At 64.0% G+C, this 16345-nt stretch carries 13 protein-coding genes; 11 read left to right on the top strand and 2 right to left on the bottom strand.

What is annotated here, in order from left to right:
* Positions 1 to 22: 22 nt before the first annotated feature.
* The 3 genes from def (at position 23) to htpX (ending at position 2456) form a co-directional block, all read left to right on the top strand.
* Positions 23 to 526 (top strand): peptide deformylase, encoded by a 504-nt coding sequence (gene def / locus QZ634_RS14855; RefSeq protein WP_291989652.1) that lies wholly within the window; start codon positions 23 to 25, stop codon positions 524 to 526.
* Positions 523 to 1449 carry a methionyl-tRNA formyltransferase gene (gene fmt, locus QZ634_RS14850; RefSeq protein WP_291989650.1) on the top strand — a complete coding sequence of 309 codons (927 nt, stop codon included), beginning with the start codon at positions 523 to 525 and terminating at the stop codon, positions 1447 to 1449. The genes def and fmt overlap by 4 nt, the downstream gene beginning before the upstream one ends.
* Positions 1450 to 1607: 158 nt before the next feature.
* A complete protein-coding gene (gene htpX / locus QZ634_RS14845; protein ID WP_291989962.1) occupies positions 1608 to 2456 on the top strand; it encodes a zinc metalloprotease HtpX in 849 nt (282 codons plus the stop codon).
* Between the two features lie 54 nt (positions 2457 to 2510).
* Here the strand turns inward: htpX and QZ634_RS14840 are convergent, their stop codons facing one another.
* Together QZ634_RS14840 and QZ634_RS14835 are read right to left on the bottom strand one after the other, a co-directional pair.
* Positions 2511 to 3518: a S1/P1 nuclease gene (locus QZ634_RS14840; protein WP_291989648.1), complete on the bottom strand. Its 1008-nt coding sequence runs from the start codon at positions 3516 to 3518 to the stop codon at positions 2511 to 2513.
* On the bottom strand, positions 3508 to 4407 hold the full coding sequence (locus QZ634_RS14835) for a cation diffusion facilitator family transporter (RefSeq protein WP_291989646.1): 900 nt from the start codon (positions 4405 to 4407) through the stop codon (positions 3508 to 3510). The genes QZ634_RS14840 and QZ634_RS14835 overlap by 11 nt, the downstream gene beginning before the upstream one ends.
* Before the next feature lie 174 nt (positions 4408 to 4581).
* Here QZ634_RS14835 and rsmB point away from each other — a divergent pair, with 174 nt between their 5' ends.
* From rsmB to QZ634_RS14795, 8 genes are all read left to right on the top strand, one after another.
* On the top strand, positions 4582 to 5868 hold the full coding sequence (gene rsmB, locus QZ634_RS14830; RefSeq protein ID WP_291989644.1) for a 16S rRNA (cytosine(967)-C(5))-methyltransferase RsmB: 1287 nt from the start codon (positions 4582 to 4584) through the stop codon (positions 5866 to 5868).
* Positions 5843 to 6499 (top strand): DUF4390 domain-containing protein, encoded by a 657-nt coding sequence (locus QZ634_RS14825; protein ID WP_291989642.1) that lies wholly within the window; start codon positions 5843 to 5845, stop codon positions 6497 to 6499. The genes rsmB and QZ634_RS14825 overlap by 26 nt, the downstream gene beginning before the upstream one ends.
* Entirely contained in the window at positions 6496 to 8649 is a 2154-nt protein-coding gene (locus QZ634_RS14820; RefSeq protein WP_291989640.1) for an ATP-binding protein, read from the top strand. Before QZ634_RS14825 ends, QZ634_RS14820 begins: the two co-directional genes overlap by 4 nt.
* A gap of 1 nt (position 8650) precedes the next feature.
* Positions 8651 to 9907: a response regulator gene (locus QZ634_RS14815; RefSeq protein WP_291989639.1), complete on the top strand. Its 1257-nt coding sequence runs from the start codon at positions 8651 to 8653 to the stop codon at positions 9905 to 9907.
* 36 nt (positions 9908 to 9943) lie between these two features.
* A complete protein-coding gene (trkA, locus tag QZ634_RS14810; protein WP_291989637.1) occupies positions 9944 to 11374 on the top strand; it encodes a Trk system potassium transporter TrkA in 1431 nt (476 codons plus the stop codon).
* A gap of 9 nt (positions 11375 to 11383) precedes the next feature.
* Positions 11384 to 12838 (top strand): potassium transporter TrkG, encoded by a 1455-nt coding sequence (locus tag QZ634_RS14805; RefSeq protein ID WP_291989634.1) that lies wholly within the window; start codon positions 11384 to 11386, stop codon positions 12836 to 12838.
* A gap of 59 nt (positions 12839 to 12897) precedes the next feature.
* Positions 12898 to 13974, top strand: a complete 1077-nt coding sequence (gene hemE / locus QZ634_RS14800) for a uroporphyrinogen decarboxylase (RefSeq protein WP_291989632.1) — start codon at positions 12898 to 12900, stop codon at positions 13972 to 13974.
* Positions 13975 to 14311: 337 nt separating this feature from the next.
* Complete coding sequence (locus QZ634_RS14795; RefSeq protein WP_291989630.1) at positions 14312 to 16333, top strand: primosomal protein N'; 2022 nt, start codon at positions 14312 to 14314, stop codon at positions 16331 to 16333.
* Positions 16334 to 16345 lie beyond the last annotated feature (12 nt).

Below are 16345 nucleotides of genomic sequence, written 5' to 3'. Positions count from 1 at the left end.
TATTTCTTCGATCAAGTTTTTTATGTCTCTACTACCGATACTCCGCTTTCCCGATCCACGTCTGAAGACGATGGCCGTGCGCGTCCAACGGATTGACGACAACCTTCGTCGCCTGGCGCGTGACATGGCCGAGACGATGTACGAAGCACCAGGAATCGGCCTTGCCGCAACGCAGGTGGATGTGCATAAGCAGCTGATAGTCATTGACGCCTCGGAAACCAGAGATCAACTGCTTACCCTGATCAATCCGGAGATTCTCGAGCAGGACGGTTTGCAGGTCTGCGAGGAAGGTTGTCTGTCGGTGCCCGGGATCTACGACAAGGTTGCGCGCGCCGAACACGTCGTGGTCCGCTATCTCGACCTGGATGGCGCTGAGCAGACCATCGAGGCCGTGGGTTTGCTGGCCGTCTGCCTGCAGCATGAAATTGATCATCTACAGGGGCAGGTCTTTGTCGAGCACCTCTCGCAGCTCAAGCAGCTGCGGATCAGGAACAAGCTCGCCAAGCAGGCGAGAATTACCGCGTGAGACTGGTTTTCGCGGGTACGCCCGAGTTCGCGAGAGTTGCCCTGCAGTCCATCATCGCTGCCGGTCATGAGGTGCTTGTGGTCCTCACGCAGCCCGACCGCGCGTCGGGACGTGGCCTGGCGCTACGAGCTTCGCCGGTCAAGCAGCTGGCTCTGGCGTCCGGGATCCGAGTCTTGCAGCCATCGACCTTGAAGGACCTCGCCGCGCAGGAGCAGATACGCGCGCTTGGCGCCGAGGCCATGGTCGTCGCGGCCTATGGGCTGATCCTTCCGCAGGTCGTTCTGGACATGCCGGCTTCCGGCTGCATCAACATCCATGCGTCGCTGTTGCCGCGCTGGCGCGGCGCTGCGCCAGTGCAGCGGGCGATTCTTGCGGGCGACCAGGAGACCGGGGTGTGCATCATGCAGATGGACGCCGGACTCGACACTGGCCCGGTATTGCTTTCCGAGAGCCTGCCGATTGCGTCCGACGACACGGCGGCATCGCTTGGCGACCGACTTGCCCTACTCGGCGCACGCTTGATCGTCGAGGCGCTGGCCCGTCTGCCGCTGTCGCCGCAAGCTCAAGCAGGCGCTGGGGCCACCTACGCTGCCAAGATCGAGAAGGCGGAAGCGGCGCTCGACTGGCGTTTGCCGGCGGTGCAGCTGGCTCGCTGCGTCAGGGCTTTCAACCCTTTTCCCGGGGCCTCGTGCACCGTCGATGGCCATCTGCTCAAGGTCTGGCGCGCCGCCGTGGTCGCCGGTGATGGCGAGCCCGGCGAGATTCTGGTCGCCGACCGCAACTCCGTGGTCGTTGCCTGTGGCGCAGGCGCTCTGCGCCTGGACGAGCTTCAGAAGGCCGGCGGAAAACGTTTGCCGGCGACACAGTTTCTGGTCGGAACGCGAATCGGGGCGGGTTCCCGCTGCGCTTTGCCGGCGGCGTGATCCCGCGGCCGTAATGCGCTCGGCTTTGCGCCTTGCCGGCAACCCACCGGACGGGATGAAGGGCAACCGCCGGACCGTCCTTGAAATTCTTGCCGGCCGGCACCATCTACGTCGCCACACCGTCGTGGTGTACTGTTGTTCTCGCGGAGGTCTCGGAAATGCTCGGTAACTGGGTAAAAACTTCGATCCTGATGGCGGCCATCGTGGCTCTTTTCGGGGCGATTGGGGCAATGGTCGGTGGCCAGACGGGGATGTTGCTGGCGCTGCTCTTTGGCGGGGCGATGAATTTCTTCGCCTACTGGTTCTCGGACAAGATGGTGCTCAAGATGTACAAGGCGCGCGAAGTCGACGAGGCGTCGGCGCCGCAGTTCTACGGCATGGTTCGCGACCTCGCCCAACGTGCCGAACTGCCGATGCCGAAGGTCTATCTGATCGATGAGGCGCAGCCGAACGCCTTTGCCACCGGTCGCAATCCGGAGAACGCGGCGGTCGCGGCGACGACCGGAATTCTGCAGTTGCTGTCGGCAAGGGAAATCCGAGGGGTCATGGCGCATGAACTGGCGCACGTCCGGCATCGCGACATTCTGATTTCGACGATTTCGGCGACCATGGCCGGAGCAATTTCCGCACTCGCCAACTTCGCGATGTTCTTCGGCGGCCGTGATTCGGAAGGGCGGCCAGGGAACCCCGTGGCGGGCATCCTGGTCGCCCTTCTCGCGCCGCTGGCAGCATCGCTGATTCAAATGGCCATTTCGCGGGCACGCGAGTTCGAGGCCGACCGCGGGGGGGCGGAGATCTCCGGTGACGCCAATGCGCTGGCCGATGCGCTGACCAAGATCGACGCTTATGCGCGAGGTATCCCGATGGTACCTGCCGAGGCGCATCCCGAGACGGCGCAGATGATGATCATGAATCCGCTCTCGGGCGGCGGCATCAAGGGCCTCTTCAGTACGCACCCGGCGACTGAGGAACGCGTCGCGCGTCTGCGTGCTTTGGCGCGCGGTTGAGCTGCTCGGCGCTGCCTTGCTGCTGAGTTCTCCTGCTTAGCAACCGCCGGTGTTTCACGTGGAACACTGCCGCCCCGCTCCCGAAAACACGCGCTGCAGCTGTTCGGCCAGACGATAGCCGGCTTGGCCAAGTCGCTGGCCGGTGATCTCCGCCGCCCTTGCCTGGAATTCGGCGCTGATCGTGAGCACGGCATCGTCGCCACTGGGATACGCCGCCTGTCGCGCGAGCTGCCAGCTTTCCTCGAGCCATTGCGTGGCGTCTCCCGCTTGCGCCGTCGGTGGGTAGAGGAGCGTCAGTACCTTGACCGTGCTCGCCAGGCGTTTTCCGCGTAACCACGGCTTGCCCGGGAGCTCGTCCCAATAGCTGTGCAGATTGGTGGACGGATACTTCGGCTGCAAGGGGTTGAAGATCCGCTGCTCATTGCCGCCGCTGTCGTCGTCCCCGTTCGGTCGATTTCGGCTCGCCGCGTGTAGCGGCTGATGCGCATCAGCGACCAGATGGATCAGCCAGGGGAGTGCATAGGCCCGCTCGGCTGCGCTGCTTTCCGGGTCGCACAGGATCTTCGGCAGCGCAGTCAGTTGGCGGGCTAGCGCGCCCGGTGACGGGCGCCTCTTTCGCTCAGGGTGCAATGGACGATCGACATAGTGCCAGGCCAGTCGACGCTCCATGTCCGGGAATCCGTGCAGCGTCGGCGTCGGCGGCGCACGTCCGGCGGTGTAGAAACGCCGGTCCCGGCGGATGTCGTCGGGCCACGTAGAGGCTTCGAGAAAAGCCGCACGGTCCGCGTCTGCGTCTTTGCCACGTGCCTGCCAGCGCTCGTAGTCCGGATGCTGGCGCAGCACGGAAGCCACCGCAGCCTTCGTCCGCTCGTCGAGTCGTTCCCAGGCGATCAAGGCGCTGATCCGATGGCCGGCGGCGTTCCAGGCGAATGCCGGTGGCGCGACGAGCAACAGCAGCGGCAACAGCAAGCTGGGCAAAAAGGCGGGCAGAAAGGCGGGCAGGGCAGTCAGCCAACGCGGCCGGCTGCGCCACGCGGCGCCGGCGCCCGGCTCAGCGGTCAAGGCCGAGATCCTGGTGCGAAGCCGGGTCCTCGCGAGGTTCGATATGGACGAACACGGAGGCGTGCGGGAGTTCCTGACGAAGCTCGCCTTCGAGGCCTTCGACCAGTTGATGAGCGCGCGCTACCGTCCACGCGCCGGGGACGAGAACGTGCAGCGAGATGAAGCTGCGCGCCCCCGCCTCGCGGCTGCGCAGGGCGTGGTAGTCGATCCCCTGGCTACGATAGCTTTCAAGGACGCGGAGAACCTGCGCCTGTTGTTCGGGCGGCAGACTGCCGTCCATCAGTCCGTTGGCCGAGCGGCGCAGCAATTGCCAGCCGGTCCGGACGATGTTGCCGGCGACGAGCAGGGCGAGAATCGGATCCAGCCATAGCCAACCGGTAAGCGCCACGCCGCCAACGCCGACGATGACCCCAAGCGAGGTCCACACATCGGTCAATAGATGATGGCCATCCGCCTCCAGGGTGATCGAGCGCTGCCGCCGCCCGGCGAGCAGCAGGACGCGCCCGACGATGAGATTGATCAGAGCAGCGATTGCCGACACCGTGAGACCGACGCCGACGGCCTCGAGTGGCTGTGGATTGAGCAGGCGTTCGCCGGCAGCAAGGGCAATCGCGACAGCGGCGAAAAGGATCAGCAGTCCCTCGAAGCCACTCGAGAAATACTCTGCCTTGCCGTGCCCAAAGCGATGCCCCTCGTCTTCCGGCTGCTCGGCAATCGACAGCATGGCCAGCGCCATGCAGGCGCCGGCCAGATTGACCAGGGATTCCAGTGCATCGGAGAGCAGGCCGACCGAGCCGGTGAGCAGCCAGGCGACACCCTTGAGGGCAATGGTGGCCAGCGCCGCGGCAATCGAAAGCCAGACGTAAGGTTTCAGCGAGGGTGAGGACATGTGGCCATTATCGCCCGCCACCGCCCGGGTCGCCATCGTCAGGCATCGTGCTAAACTCGCCTCTCTCTCCAGAGCAAAGCATTCAAGGCCTTGTCCACTTCGCCTCCATCCCCCTCCCCGTCCGCCCGTGCGGTGCGCGTACGCCGGCCCGCACCCGGGCAGCAGACAGCACCTGTGGGCCGTAGGGCGCCGGCGTCCTCGGCGCTGGCCAGCGATTCGCTGGCCCTCAGCCTCTTGCTGGCGGCGCGGCTGATCGCCGCGGTTCGCGCCGGGAAAAGCCTGACGCAGGCGCTCGGCAGGCTTGGCGGCGAAGCTCCGGCAGCGCGCGCCGCGGCCCAGGACGTGGCCTATGGGAGCCTGCGCCGCTATGGTTGCGGCGAGTTTGTCCTCGGCCGCCTGCTGGCGCGTGCCTTGCCGCATCCCGACGTTGAAGCGCTGTTGCTGGCCGCCCTGTATCGTCTGCACACGCGTCCTGATTCGGCTTATATGATCGTCGACCAGGCTGTGGCGGCTGCCGCCGAGCTCGCCGGCGGCGCTTTCAAGGGGCTGGTGAATGGCCTGTTGCGCAACTATCTGCGGCAGCGTCACGCCTTGCAGACGGCCATGGCCGACGATGACGAAGCTACGCAACAGCACCCACGCTGGTGGCTGGCACGCCTGCGTCGTGCTTATCCGGATCGCTGGCCGGGGATCGTCGCTGCCGGCAACGAACAGCCGCCGATGACCCTGCGCGTCAATCAGCGCCGGATCGAGGTCGCCGACTATCTTGTCCGCCTGCAGGCGGCGGGCCTTTGCGCGCGTTCGCTCGGTGGGCAGGCGTTGGTGCTCGACAAGCCCATGCCGGTCGATGCCTTGCCGGGTTTTGCCGATGGGCTGGTGTCGATCCAGGATGCCGGCGCCCAGCGCGCGGCCGAGTTGCTGGCGCCGGCAGCGGGCCAGCGCGTGCTCGACGCCTGCGCCGCGCCCGGTGGCAAAGCCGCGCATCTGCTTGAAGCGGCCGATGTCGACCTGCTGGCTGTCGATATCGACGCCGTTCGTACGCGTCGCGTCGAGGACAACCTGCGCCGGCTTGGTCTGACCGCCAAGGTCACGCCTGGCGACTGCTGTGCTACCGAGCAATGGTGGGATGGCCAGTTCTTCGATGCGATTCTTGCCGACGTGCCCTGCTCTGCCTCGGGTGTCGTTCGTCGCCATCCCGATATCAAGTACCTGCGCCGGGAGAGCGATATTCGAGGCTTCGTCCGCATCCAGGCCGAGATCCTCGATCGCCTCTGGCCACTATTGAAACCGGGAGGCAAGCTGCTCTATGCCACCTGTTCAGTTTTCCCGGAAGAGAACCGTGCGCAGATCGACGCCTTCGTCTTCCGCCAGCCCGACGCGCGGCGCCTGGTCGAAGAAGAACTCGTGCCGCAGCCCGACCATGACGGATTCTTCTATGCCCTGTTGCAGAAAGCGGCTTAGCGCGTTTTTCTTCTGGCTATGGCTGCTGGTCGCCTCACCCGGCTTGCAGGCAGCAGACATCAGCGCCCGTAATCCGCTGCTCTCGGTTGGCGACGAAGGCTATGTGCTGTCCGCCGACTTCAGCGTCAGTCTTAATGCGCGCCTGGAAGACGCCGTTGCCAGGGGCGTCGGGCTGTACTTCGTCGTCGATTTCGAACTCAGCCGTTCGCGTTGGTACTGGCTCGACGAACAGGTGGCCAGCCGCAGCCAGTCCCTACTCCTTTCCTACCACGCTCTCACCCGTCAGTATCGTTTGTCCAGCGGCGCATTGCACCAGAGCTTTGCCTCGCTCGACGAAGCGCTGCGCATTCTATCGCGCCTGCGCAATTGGCTGGTTTTCGAGAAAAGCGCGGTGCATGCCGAGCAGACCTATCTGGCTGCGGTGCGCATGCGCCTTGACCTGAGCCAGATGCCGAAGACGTTTCAGGTCAACGCCCTGGCCAACAGGGACTGGAACCTCGCGTCGGAGTGGGCTCGCTGGACATTCACCCCGAGCGACTCCGCCCAACTGGGGGGGGCGGGTACGCAGGTGGTGCCGGTGGCGCCGCCTTTACCCTTGCCGGCGGCAGTATCCAGCGGTGAAGAGAAATGAAATTCCTGATCGTCGCCGCGGCCTCGTTTGGCGCCATCCTGCTCTTTCTCCTCGCCTCGGCCAGCGCCAATACCGCGCTTTTTGCCAGCAACTACGCGTGGTTGCTGGGACTGAACGTCATCGTTGCCTTGTCTCTGCTGGCGCTGATTGCCTGGCAGTTGCGGCTGCTCTGGGGCGAACATCGGGCCAAGGTGTTCGGTTCGCGACTCAAGTTGCGCCTGATGCTGATGTTTGGCCTGATGGCCGTCCTGCCGGGCGTTCTGATCTACGCGGTGTCGGTCCAGTTTGTGACCAAGAGCATCGAAACCTGGTTCGACGTTCGCGTCGAAAAAGCGCTTGAAGCGGGGCTCAATCTCGGCCGTAGTGCGCTCGATTCCCTGCTGGAAGATCTCGCTGCCAAGGCACAGACGATGGCCCTGGAACTTGGCGAGCGTTCCGAAACGCAGCGCCGGCTCGACCTCAATCGTTTGCGCGAGCAGTATGGACTGCAGTCGGCGGCGCTGTTTGCGACCAGCGGCGAACTGTTGGCCACCGCCACCGGCGACCTGGCGACCCTGTTGCCCAAACAGCCGACAGGCGAGGAGCTGCGCAGGGTGCGCAAGGAGCGCCGGGTGGCGCTGCTCGAGAGCGACGGCGAAAAAGACCTCTCCTTGCGCGTTCTGGTCGCCGTGACGCCGCCGGGCCTCGGTGCCGAGACCCGTGTCCTGCAGTTGACCGACCCGGTGCCGGCTGCCCTCGCCGTCAACGCCGATAGCGTCCAGACCGTCTATGCGGACTATCAGGAGCTGTCGCTGGGCCGTGAGGGACTGACGCGCATCTATGCAATGACGCTGACGCTGACCGTGCTTCTCGCCCTGTTCACGGCGATCGCACTGGCCTTCGTGCTGGCACGTCGTTTGTCGGCTCCACTGTCGATTCTCGCCGAGGGAACGCAGGCAGTCACCGCCGGCGATTACACGCCTCGCAAGGAGGTCCACAGTAGCGACGAACTGGGCGTGCTGACGCGCTCGTTCAAACAGATGACCCGCCAACTCGACGAAGCGCGACGCGATAACGAGCGCCAGCGTGCCGAACTCGAAGCGGCACGAGCCTACCTGGAATCGATTCTCGCCAATCTCTCTGCCGGGGTGCTGGTGTTCGATGCGCGCTTCGTGTTGCGTACCGTCAACGAAGGTGCGCTGACCATTCTGGCTGACGACTTCAGCGATCTGCTCGGCGCAGCGGCCGGCGACTGGCCGCGCCAGAGGAGGCTTGGCGAGGCTATTCTCGATGCCTTTGCCGAGCACGCCAACAGCGAGTGGCAGGAACAGATAGAGCTCGACGCGGCCGGTAGCCTGCCCCAGATCCTGTTGCTGCGCGGCACGCAACTGCCGGGCGAGTCGCTCGGTGGCTACGTGGTGGTGTTCGATGACGTAACGCGCCTGATTGCCGCTCAGCGCAGTGCAGCCTGGGGCGAAGTGGCGCGTCGACTGGCGCACGAGATCAAGAATCCCTTGACGCCGATCCAGCTTTCGGCCGAGCGCTTGCAGATGAAGCTGGCCGATCGGCTCAGCGGTGCCGACGCTGACATGCTTGAGCGCTCGACGCAGACCATCATTCGCCAGGTCGAAGCAATGAAGCGGATGGTCAATGATTTCAGCGACTACGCGCGTCTGCCGGCTCCCGAACTCGCTGCTCTGGACCTCAACGCGCTGATCAGCGAAGTGCTCGGCCTCTACGAAACCTCGCGGGCGGCGATCAAGCTCAAGCTCGCTGCCGGGTTGCCGCCAGTCTGCGGTGACGCCACGCAGTTGCGGCAAGTCATCCACAACCTCCTGCGCAATGCCGAGGACGCGCAGGAAATGGTCGACTCGCCGCGTATCACGATCAGCACGCGCCTGCTCGGCAATACGGCCGAGATGGTAGTCGGCGATCGCGGGCCGGGCTTTCCGCCCGAAGTGATGGCCCGCGTACTGGAGCCTTACGTGACCACCAAGGCACGTGGCACCGGTCTCGGTCTGGCGATCGTCAAGAAGATCGTCGACGAACACCAGGGGCGCATCAAGGTGAACAATCGCGAAGCTGTTGGCGCAATGGTCAGCATCACCCTGCCGCTGGCTGTGTTGCCGGCGAGCGAGCATCGCTCGCACAATCTTTCCTCCGAGGCCTGACATGGCGCAAATACTGATCGTCGATGATGAAATGGGCATTCGCGAGCTGCTTTCCGAGATTCTTGCCGACGAGGGACACTCGATCTCCCTGGCTGAAAATGCCGCAGCGGCGCGCAAGGTGCGCGCTGACATGCGCCCCGATCTGGTCCTCCTGGATATCTGGATGCCTGATACTGATGGCATATCCTTGCTCAAGGAGTGGGCGGCGAGCGGCTTGCTGACCATGCCGGTGGTGATGATGTCCGGGCATGGAACGATCGATTCGGCGGTCGAGGCAACGCGCATCGGCGCCACCGACTTCCTCGAGAAACCCATCGCCCTGCAGAAGTTGCTGGCGACCGTAAAGAAGGCGCTCAAGCACGAAACAGTGCTCGAGAAGAAGCCGCTGACCCTCGACGCCTTCGCGCGCTCACCGCTGCTCAAGGACCTCAAGAGGCGTCTCGAACAGGCGGCCGCCAAGACCTCGGTTCTGCTGCTGAAAAGCGCCTCGGGCAGCATCGCGGAAATCTGCGCGCGTACCTTGCAGACGCACCGCACACCGTGGCTGGATCTCTCTGCGGCGAGTACGCCGCTGACCCAGGAGATGCTGCACAACGCCAGTGGCGGGGTGGTCTTCATCGCCGACCTGGCGCTGCTTGGCAAACTGCAGCAGATGAATCTTGTTTTCGCGCTCGAACGCCTGGAGCGGCACAACCTGCAAATGGTCGCCGCCTCCAGTCGCTCGCTGCCGGCACTGGTCGACGCCGGCTGGGATCCGCTGCTGGTCAGTCGTCTCGGCGAAGTCTGGGTGGCGCTACCGCAGATTTCCGGCCACGCCGACGACGTTCCCGAGATAGCCTCGCTGCTCCTCGCCCATCTCGCCGAGCGCGGTGAAGTGCCCTTGCGCCTGTTCTCGAGTGGTGCGCGTAATGCCCTGCGCCTGCACCACTGGCAGGGCGAATGGGCGGAACTGCTGACCACCGTGAAGAACCTCGCGCTCTCGGCGCTCGACGAGGAAATTGCCGCTGAAGACGTCGAGCGCATCCTGCAGACCGAGTCGGGCGGTGCTGCCGCGCCGCTGCCGGCGCTCTTTCTCGATCAGCCGCTCCGGGAAGCCCGAGAAGCCTTCGAACGAATGTATTTCGAATATCATCTGGCTGGCGAACGCGGTAATATGACGCGCTTGGCCGAGAGGACGGGCCTCGAACGCACCCACCTGTATCGAAAGCTGAGGCAGCTTGGCCTCAATATCGGTCGGCGTGGCGACGAGCGCGAGTAATTTCTCGCCGCGTGCTTGTCAGGGAGTGAGAAGGAAATGAGGATCGTCATTCTGGGTGCCGGTCAGGTCGGCGCCAGCGTCGCCGAAAGTCTGGTCTCCGAGAACAACGACATCACCGTCGTCGACAGCGATCAGGAGCGTCTGGCTTTCCTGCAGGATCGTCTCGACCTGCGTACGGTGATCGGCAACGCCTCGTGTCCCTCCGTACTGGCCAATGCCGGCCTCCAAGATGCTGACCTGCTGATCGCCGTGACGCAGAGCGACGAGACCAACCTCGTCGCCTGCAAGGTGGCCCACAGCATCTTCAATGTCCCCGCCCGCATCGCCAGATTGCGCGCGCGTGACTTCCTCGAGAGCGAAACACTCCTGGCCCCCGAGAATTTCGCCGTCGATTACGCCTTGTGCCCGGAACAGGTGATCACCGAGTACATCGCGCGTCTGATCGACTTCCCCGAAGCGCTGCAAGTGCTCAGCTTTGCCGGCGGACGCCTGGCGCTGGTCGGCCTGCGTGCCTACGCCGGCGGGCTGCTGGTGGGCAGCCCGATCTCCGAAATGCGTAATCATTTGCCACCGGAGATCGACGGGCGGATCGCCGCCATCTATCGTCACGGTGGCGCGATAACACCGACTGGTGAAACGATCATTGCCGACGGCGACGAAGTCTTCGTCCTTGCTGCGGACGAACACATCCGTACCGTGATGCGCGAGTTGCGCCGCTCGATGGAGCCCGTGCGGCGCGTGATGATTGCCGGTGGCGGCAACATCGGCCATCGCGTCGCACAAGCGCTGGAGGGCAAGTGCGAGGTCAAACTGATCGAGGTCGACCGCCGCCGCGCCGAATTCGTCGCCAACTCGCTGAAGTCGGTATTGGTCCTCAATGGCGATGCCACCGACGAGGAGTTGTTGCAGCAGGAAGGCATCGAAGAGATGGAGCTCTTCCTTGCCCTGAGCAACGCCGACGAAGACAACATCATGGGCGCCTCGCTGGCCAAGCGCATGGGCTGTCAGCGGGTGGTGGCGCTGATCAACCGGCGGGCCTACGCCGAACTGGTGCAGGGCGGGCCGATTGACATTGCGATCTCGCCGGCACAGGTCTCGATCGGCACCCTGCTCACCTATGTCCGCCATGGCGACGTTGTTCAGGTGCATAGCCTGCGCCGTGGCGCTGCGGAAGCGCTCGAGATTGTCGCCCATGGCGACAAGAAGAATTCGCGCGCAGTCGGTCGCTGCGTCGGCGAGTTGCCGGTGATTCATGGCGCCTTCATCGCTGCCATCGTGCGCGACCTCGGCGAGACGGACGACTTCAACTTCTTTCGCCTGGGAGCGAAGAAGCAGACCGGGCGGGTGCTCATCGCCCACAAGGACGTGGTCATCGAGACGGGTGACCACGTCGTCGTCTTCTGCATCGACAAGAAGGTGGTCAAGCAGGTCGAGAAACTGTTCGAGGTTGGCTTCCACTTTTTCTGAGCCGACAGCATGCAACGCTTCTACCCGGTGGTCCGGGTACTCTCGCTGGTCATCCTGATGTTCGGGCTGACCATGCTCTTGCCGCTGGGGGTCTCCTGGTTCCTCGACGACGGCGCTTTCGCATCGTTCGATGAAGCGGTTCTGCTGACCATCGCCACTGGCCTGGGCCTGTGGTACGCGACCCGCAGGGCAACCCGCGACCTGACGATTCGTGACGGCTTCCTGATGGTCGCACTGGTGTGGACGCTGCTGCCGATCTACGCCGCGTTGCCGCTGGTACTCCAGCTCAACCTCAGTTTCACGGACGCCTATTTTGAAGCGGTGTCCGGACTGACGACTACCGGTGCGACCGTTCTCATCGGTCTGGACGACCTGCCGGTGTCGATCAATCTCTGGCGAACGCAGATGGTCTGGCTCGGCGGCATGGGTTTGATCGTTCTGGCCATCGCCATCCTGCCCTTGCTGGGCATCGGCGGTCGACAGATGTTCAAGGCCGAAACGCCGGGACCGATGAAGGACACCAAGATGACTCCGCGCATCGCGGAAACGGCGAAGGGATTGTGGACCGTTTATACGCTGGCCTCGATTTGCTGCGCGTTGGCCTACTATTGGGCGGGAATGAGCGGGCTGGACGCCATCATGCACATGTTCGCCACCATGGGACTCGGTGGTTTTTCCAGCCACGATGCGAGCTTTGCCTATTTTGCTTCGCCGACCATCGAAGCGGTGGCCATCGCCTTCATGCTTTTCGCCGGCATGAACTTCGCGACCCACTTCGTTGTTCTCTCCGGGCGTTCCCTGCGCCCCTATCGCTCGGACCCGGAAGCGGGCTTGTTTCTGCTCGTGACCCTCGGCAGTGTTGTTGGCATCACCGCCTTTCTCGTCTTTCACGACGTCTATGCCAGTTTCGGCGAAGCCCTGCGTTATGCGGCCTTCAACGTCGTCTCCATCGCCACGACGACCGGCTTCGCGACCACCGACTATGCACTGTGGCCGTTCTTCGCGCCGCTGTGGATGCTCTTCCTGTGCAGTTTTGCGACCAGCGCCGGCTCGACCGGCGGCGGCATCAAAATGATTCGCGCCATGGTGCTCTACAAGCAGGTTTACCGCGAACTGACGCGCGCCATGCATCCCAGCGCCGTGCATCCAGTGAAGGTGGGCGGTGACGTCGTGCCGCCCAACATTCTCTTTGCCGTGCTTGCCTTCGGTTTCATGTACATGGTCTGCATCGCCAGCATGACGCTGCTGCTCTCCTTCTCCGGGCTGGAGATCATTACCGCGTTCTCGGCGGTCGTCGCCAGTATCAATAACACCGGGCCAGGTCTCGGCGAGGTCGGGCCAGCAACGAACTTCGCCGGGCTGAGCGATTTCCAGACCTGGGTGTGCACCTTCGCCATGCTCCTCGGTCGCCTCGAGATCTTCACCCTGCTGGTGGTGATGACGCCGGCTTTCTGGCGGAAGTAGCGGGGAAAGGGGATAATCGCGGTTTCCGAGCCCCATTCCGCTCGCCGCCGGAGTTTGCCGTGACCCGCCCAGCCAACGATACCTTTCTGCGCGCTCTGCTCAAGGAGCCGACCACGCACACCCCGGTCTGGTTGATGCGTCAGGCCGGCCGCTACCTGCCCGAGTACCGCGAAACGCGCGCCCGCGCCGGCAGTTTCATGCAGTTGTGTACCAACCCCGGTCTGGCTTGCGAGGTGACGCTGCAGCCATTGTCGCGCTTCGATCTCGACGCGGCGATCCTCTTTTCGGACATCCTGACCATTCCCGACGCGATGGGGCTCGGACTCTATTTCACCGACGGCGAAGGGCCGCGTTTCGAACGCCCGCTGCGCGAGGAATGGGCGATTCGCGACCTCAGCGCGCCCGATCCCTGGGATCACCTGCGTTACGTCATGGACGCCGTAGCGGAAATCAGACGCGCGCTGAACAATTCGCTGCCGCTGATCGGCTTCTCCGGGAGTCCTTACACGCTCGCCTGTTACATGGTTGAAGGCGCCTCGAGTACCGATTACCGGCGCATCAAAGGCATGCTCTACGACCGGCCGGACCTCCTGCATCATATCCTCTCGGTTACTGCCGACGCGGTGACGGCGTATCTCAACGCGCAGATCGAATCGGGTGCCCAGGCGGTGATGATCTTTGATTCCTGGGGGGGCTCCCTGTCCCCGGCAGCGTATCGCGAGTTCTCGCTCGCCTACATGCAGCGAATTATCGACAAGCTGATCAAGAAAAGGGATGGTGAGCGCGTGCCATCGATCGTGTTTACCAAAGGCGGTGGCCTGTGGCTGGAAGCGATCGCCGAGATTGGCTGCGACGCGGTCGGCCTCGACTGGACAATCGACATCGGCGAAGCGCGCCGACGCGTCGGCGACAGGGTCTCGCTGCAAGGCAACATCGACCCGGCGGTGCTCTTCGCTTCTCCTGAAACGATTGCCTGCGAGGCCAGGAAGGTGCTCGACGCCTACGGCCCGGGTGCGACCGGGCATGTCTTCAACCTTGGCCACGGCATCTCGCAGTTCACGCCGCCGGACAACGTCAAGGCGTTGGTTGACGCGGTACACGAGCACAGTCGGATTCTGCGCCAGAAAGGGGCTTGAGTCCGCGATTACCGCTTGACTTGTTCACAGAAGCGACTTCCGAGTTCATCGCTACGGCGAAAGTTGCTTGTAAATCAGGGTTGTAATCGTAAGTCTATAATTTAAAAGCGTTTTACAATTGCCTGTTTTTCCGGCAATGGCTCTGAAACCCTTACGGAAAGGGCGGTTGCGATGTGTTCAGGCACTCCGATCCACAGAGTTATCCACAGAATCTGTGAATCGCGCAGAAACCTCAAATAACTGAAGATCTTATCCTGCACTACGAGAAGTGGCACGAGCTTCCAGCGCTAACTAGCGCTCCTTTTTTCCATTCGTCTGCAAACGGCGTTTCGACCTGATGTTCTTGCCGCAGATCGCCCGTGTCGCGCTCGATCTTCCTCTTCGTCGTCTCTTCGACTACCGCGTCGCCGATGGCGAGCTGCTGTCGGCGAGCGACATCGGCTACCGCGTTCGCGTGCCCTTCGGCCGCCACGAGAAGGTCGGGATTCTCGTCGAGCTGCCGGTGGCGAGCGATCTTCCGCTGGCGCAACTCAAGCCACTTGGCGACGTACTGCGCGACTTGCCCCCTTTGCCTGCCGACTGGTTTCGCCTCGCCGAGTTCTGTGCCGACTACTATCACGTCCCGCTTGGCCAGGTCATGCTGTCGACCTTGCCGGCCGGACTGCGCGCCGTCAAGCAAGTCAAGGCCAGGAAGTCGCGTAGTGCTCAGCCAACCGCGGCGGCAGCGGCAAAGCAGCCAGAACTGACCGGCGAGCAGCAGGTCGTGCTGAGGTCGATCGCCGAATCTGGCGATGGCTTCCACGCCTACCTCCTGCACGGCGTCACCGGCAGCGGCAAGACCGAAATCTACCTGCGCCTCATCGAGCGCGCCCTGGCCGACGGACAGCAATCCCTCCTGCTGGTCCCGGAAATCAACCTGACGCCGCAGCTCGAAGCGCGCGTCGCGGCGCGTTTCCCCGCTGCCGGCCTGGTCAGTCTGCATAGTGAACTCGGCGAGGCTGCGCGCAGCCGGAACTGGTGCGCGGCCCTGACTGGCGAGGCGCGAATTGTCCTGGGTACGCGCCTCGCCATCTTCACTCCCTTGCCGGAGCTTGGCCTGATCGTCGTCGACGAGGAGCACGACGCCTCGTTCAAGCAGCAGGACGGTATCCGTTATTCGGCGCGCGACCTGGCCGTCTTTCGTGCCCGCCAGCGCGCCATCAAGATCGTCCTCGGTTCGGCGACTCCTTCACTGGAAAGCTGGGCCAACGCCACCGCGGCCGCCGGCCGCGGCCGCTATCGCCTGCTGACCCTGAGTGAGCGGGCGGTGGAAGGTGCCCGCCTGCCCGCCGTGCAGCGCATCGACACTCGCCTCGACAAGCCACAGGATGGTCTCAGCAGCGCTCTCCTGCGCGCCATCGAGGTGCGCCTGGCGCGCGGCGAACAGAGCCTGCTCTTTCTCAATCGCCGTGGCTACGCACCGGTGCTGGCCTGCGCCGCTTGCGGGTGGACCTCGCACTGCCATCGCTGTGCCGCGAATCTGGTGCTGCATCTTGCCGACCGCCGCCTGCGTTGCCACCACTGTGGCTTCGAAGCGCGTCTGCCGAAAGCCTGCCCGACCTGTGGCAACCAGGACCTGAGCGCCTTCGGGCGCGGTACGCAGCGTCTGGAAGCGGTACTCGCCGAGCGTTTTCCAGAGGCCCGGGTGCTGCGCGTCGACCGCGACGCGGCGAGTAGCCGCAAACAGTGGGAAGCCCTGGTGGCACGGATTTACAGCGGTGACGCCGACATCCTGGTCGGCACCCAGATGCTGGCCAAGGGGCACGATTTCCCCAAGCTCACCCTGGTCGGTGCAATTGCTCCGGACGCCGCGCTGTTTGCCGCCGACTGGCGCGCACCCGAACGCCTCTTCGCACAGCTGATGCAGGTCGCCGGCCGCGCCGGCCGCGCCGAACACCCGGGCGAGTTCCTGATTCAGACGCAGTTTCCCGAGCATCCGCTCTACTCTGCGCTGGTCGGCCATGACTTTCCCGGTTTCGCCGCCGAGCTGCTCGACGAGCGCCAGCAGGCCGGTTTCCCGCCCTACGCGCACCAGGCCATGCTGCGGGCCGAAGCGCCGCTGATGGCCGACGCGCTGGGTTTTCTGAAAAGCGCGCGCCACTGTCCGGCGGTTGAAGGCCGGCATGCGGTGACCTTCTACGACCCGGTGCCGATGCGTCTCGCCCGGCGCGCCAGCTTCGAACGCGGCCAGTTGCTCGTCGAGTCGCCCGCACGGCGCGCGCTGCAAGGCTTTCTTACCGACTGGCTGCCGCAACTCGAAGCGATCAAGGCGCCGTCCCGCCTGCGCTGGCACCTGGAGGTCGATCCGCTCGAGTTCTGAGATCGGCCGCGG

This window comes from Candidatus Accumulibacter sp. ACC007 (assembly GCF_907163205.1).
GTDB lineage: Bacteria > Pseudomonadota > Gammaproteobacteria > Burkholderiales > Rhodocyclaceae > Accumulibacter > Accumulibacter regalis.
This window is presented reverse-complemented; position numbering and strand designations above follow the sequence as displayed.

Excerpts from the sequence above, each read along its gene's own strand:
- htpX (WP_291989962.1), top strand. The coding sequence starts at position 1,608 with ATGCTCGGTAACTGGGTAAAAACTTCGATCCTGATGGCGGCCATCGTG.
- trkA (WP_291989637.1), top strand. The coding sequence starts at position 9,944 with ATGAGGATCGTCATTCTGGGTGCCGGTCAGGTCGGCGCCAGCGTCGCC.
- QZ634_RS14820 (WP_291989640.1), top strand. The coding sequence starts at position 6,496 with ATGAAATTCCTGATCGTCGCCGCGGCCTCGTTTGGCGCCATCCTGCTC.
- QZ634_RS14815 (WP_291989639.1), top strand. The coding sequence starts at position 8,651 with ATGGCGCAAATACTGATCGTCGATGATGAAATGGGCATTCGCGAGCTG.
- QZ634_RS14795 (WP_291989630.1), top strand. The coding sequence starts at position 14,312 with ATGTTCTTGCCGCAGATCGCCCGTGTCGCGCTCGATCTTCCTCTTCGT.
- QZ634_RS14835 (WP_291989646.1), bottom strand. The coding sequence starts at position 4,407 with ATGTCCTCACCCTCGCTGAAACCTTACGTCTGGCTTTCGATTGCCGCG.
- def (WP_291989652.1), top strand. The coding sequence starts at position 23 with ATGTCTCTACTACCGATACTCCGCTTTCCCGATCCACGTCTGAAGACG.
- QZ634_RS14805 (WP_291989634.1), top strand. The coding sequence starts at position 11,384 with ATGCAACGCTTCTACCCGGTGGTCCGGGTACTCTCGCTGGTCATCCTG.
- QZ634_RS14825 (WP_291989642.1), top strand. The coding sequence starts at position 5,843 with ATGCCCTGTTGCAGAAAGCGGCTTAGCGCGTTTTTCTTCTGGCTATGG.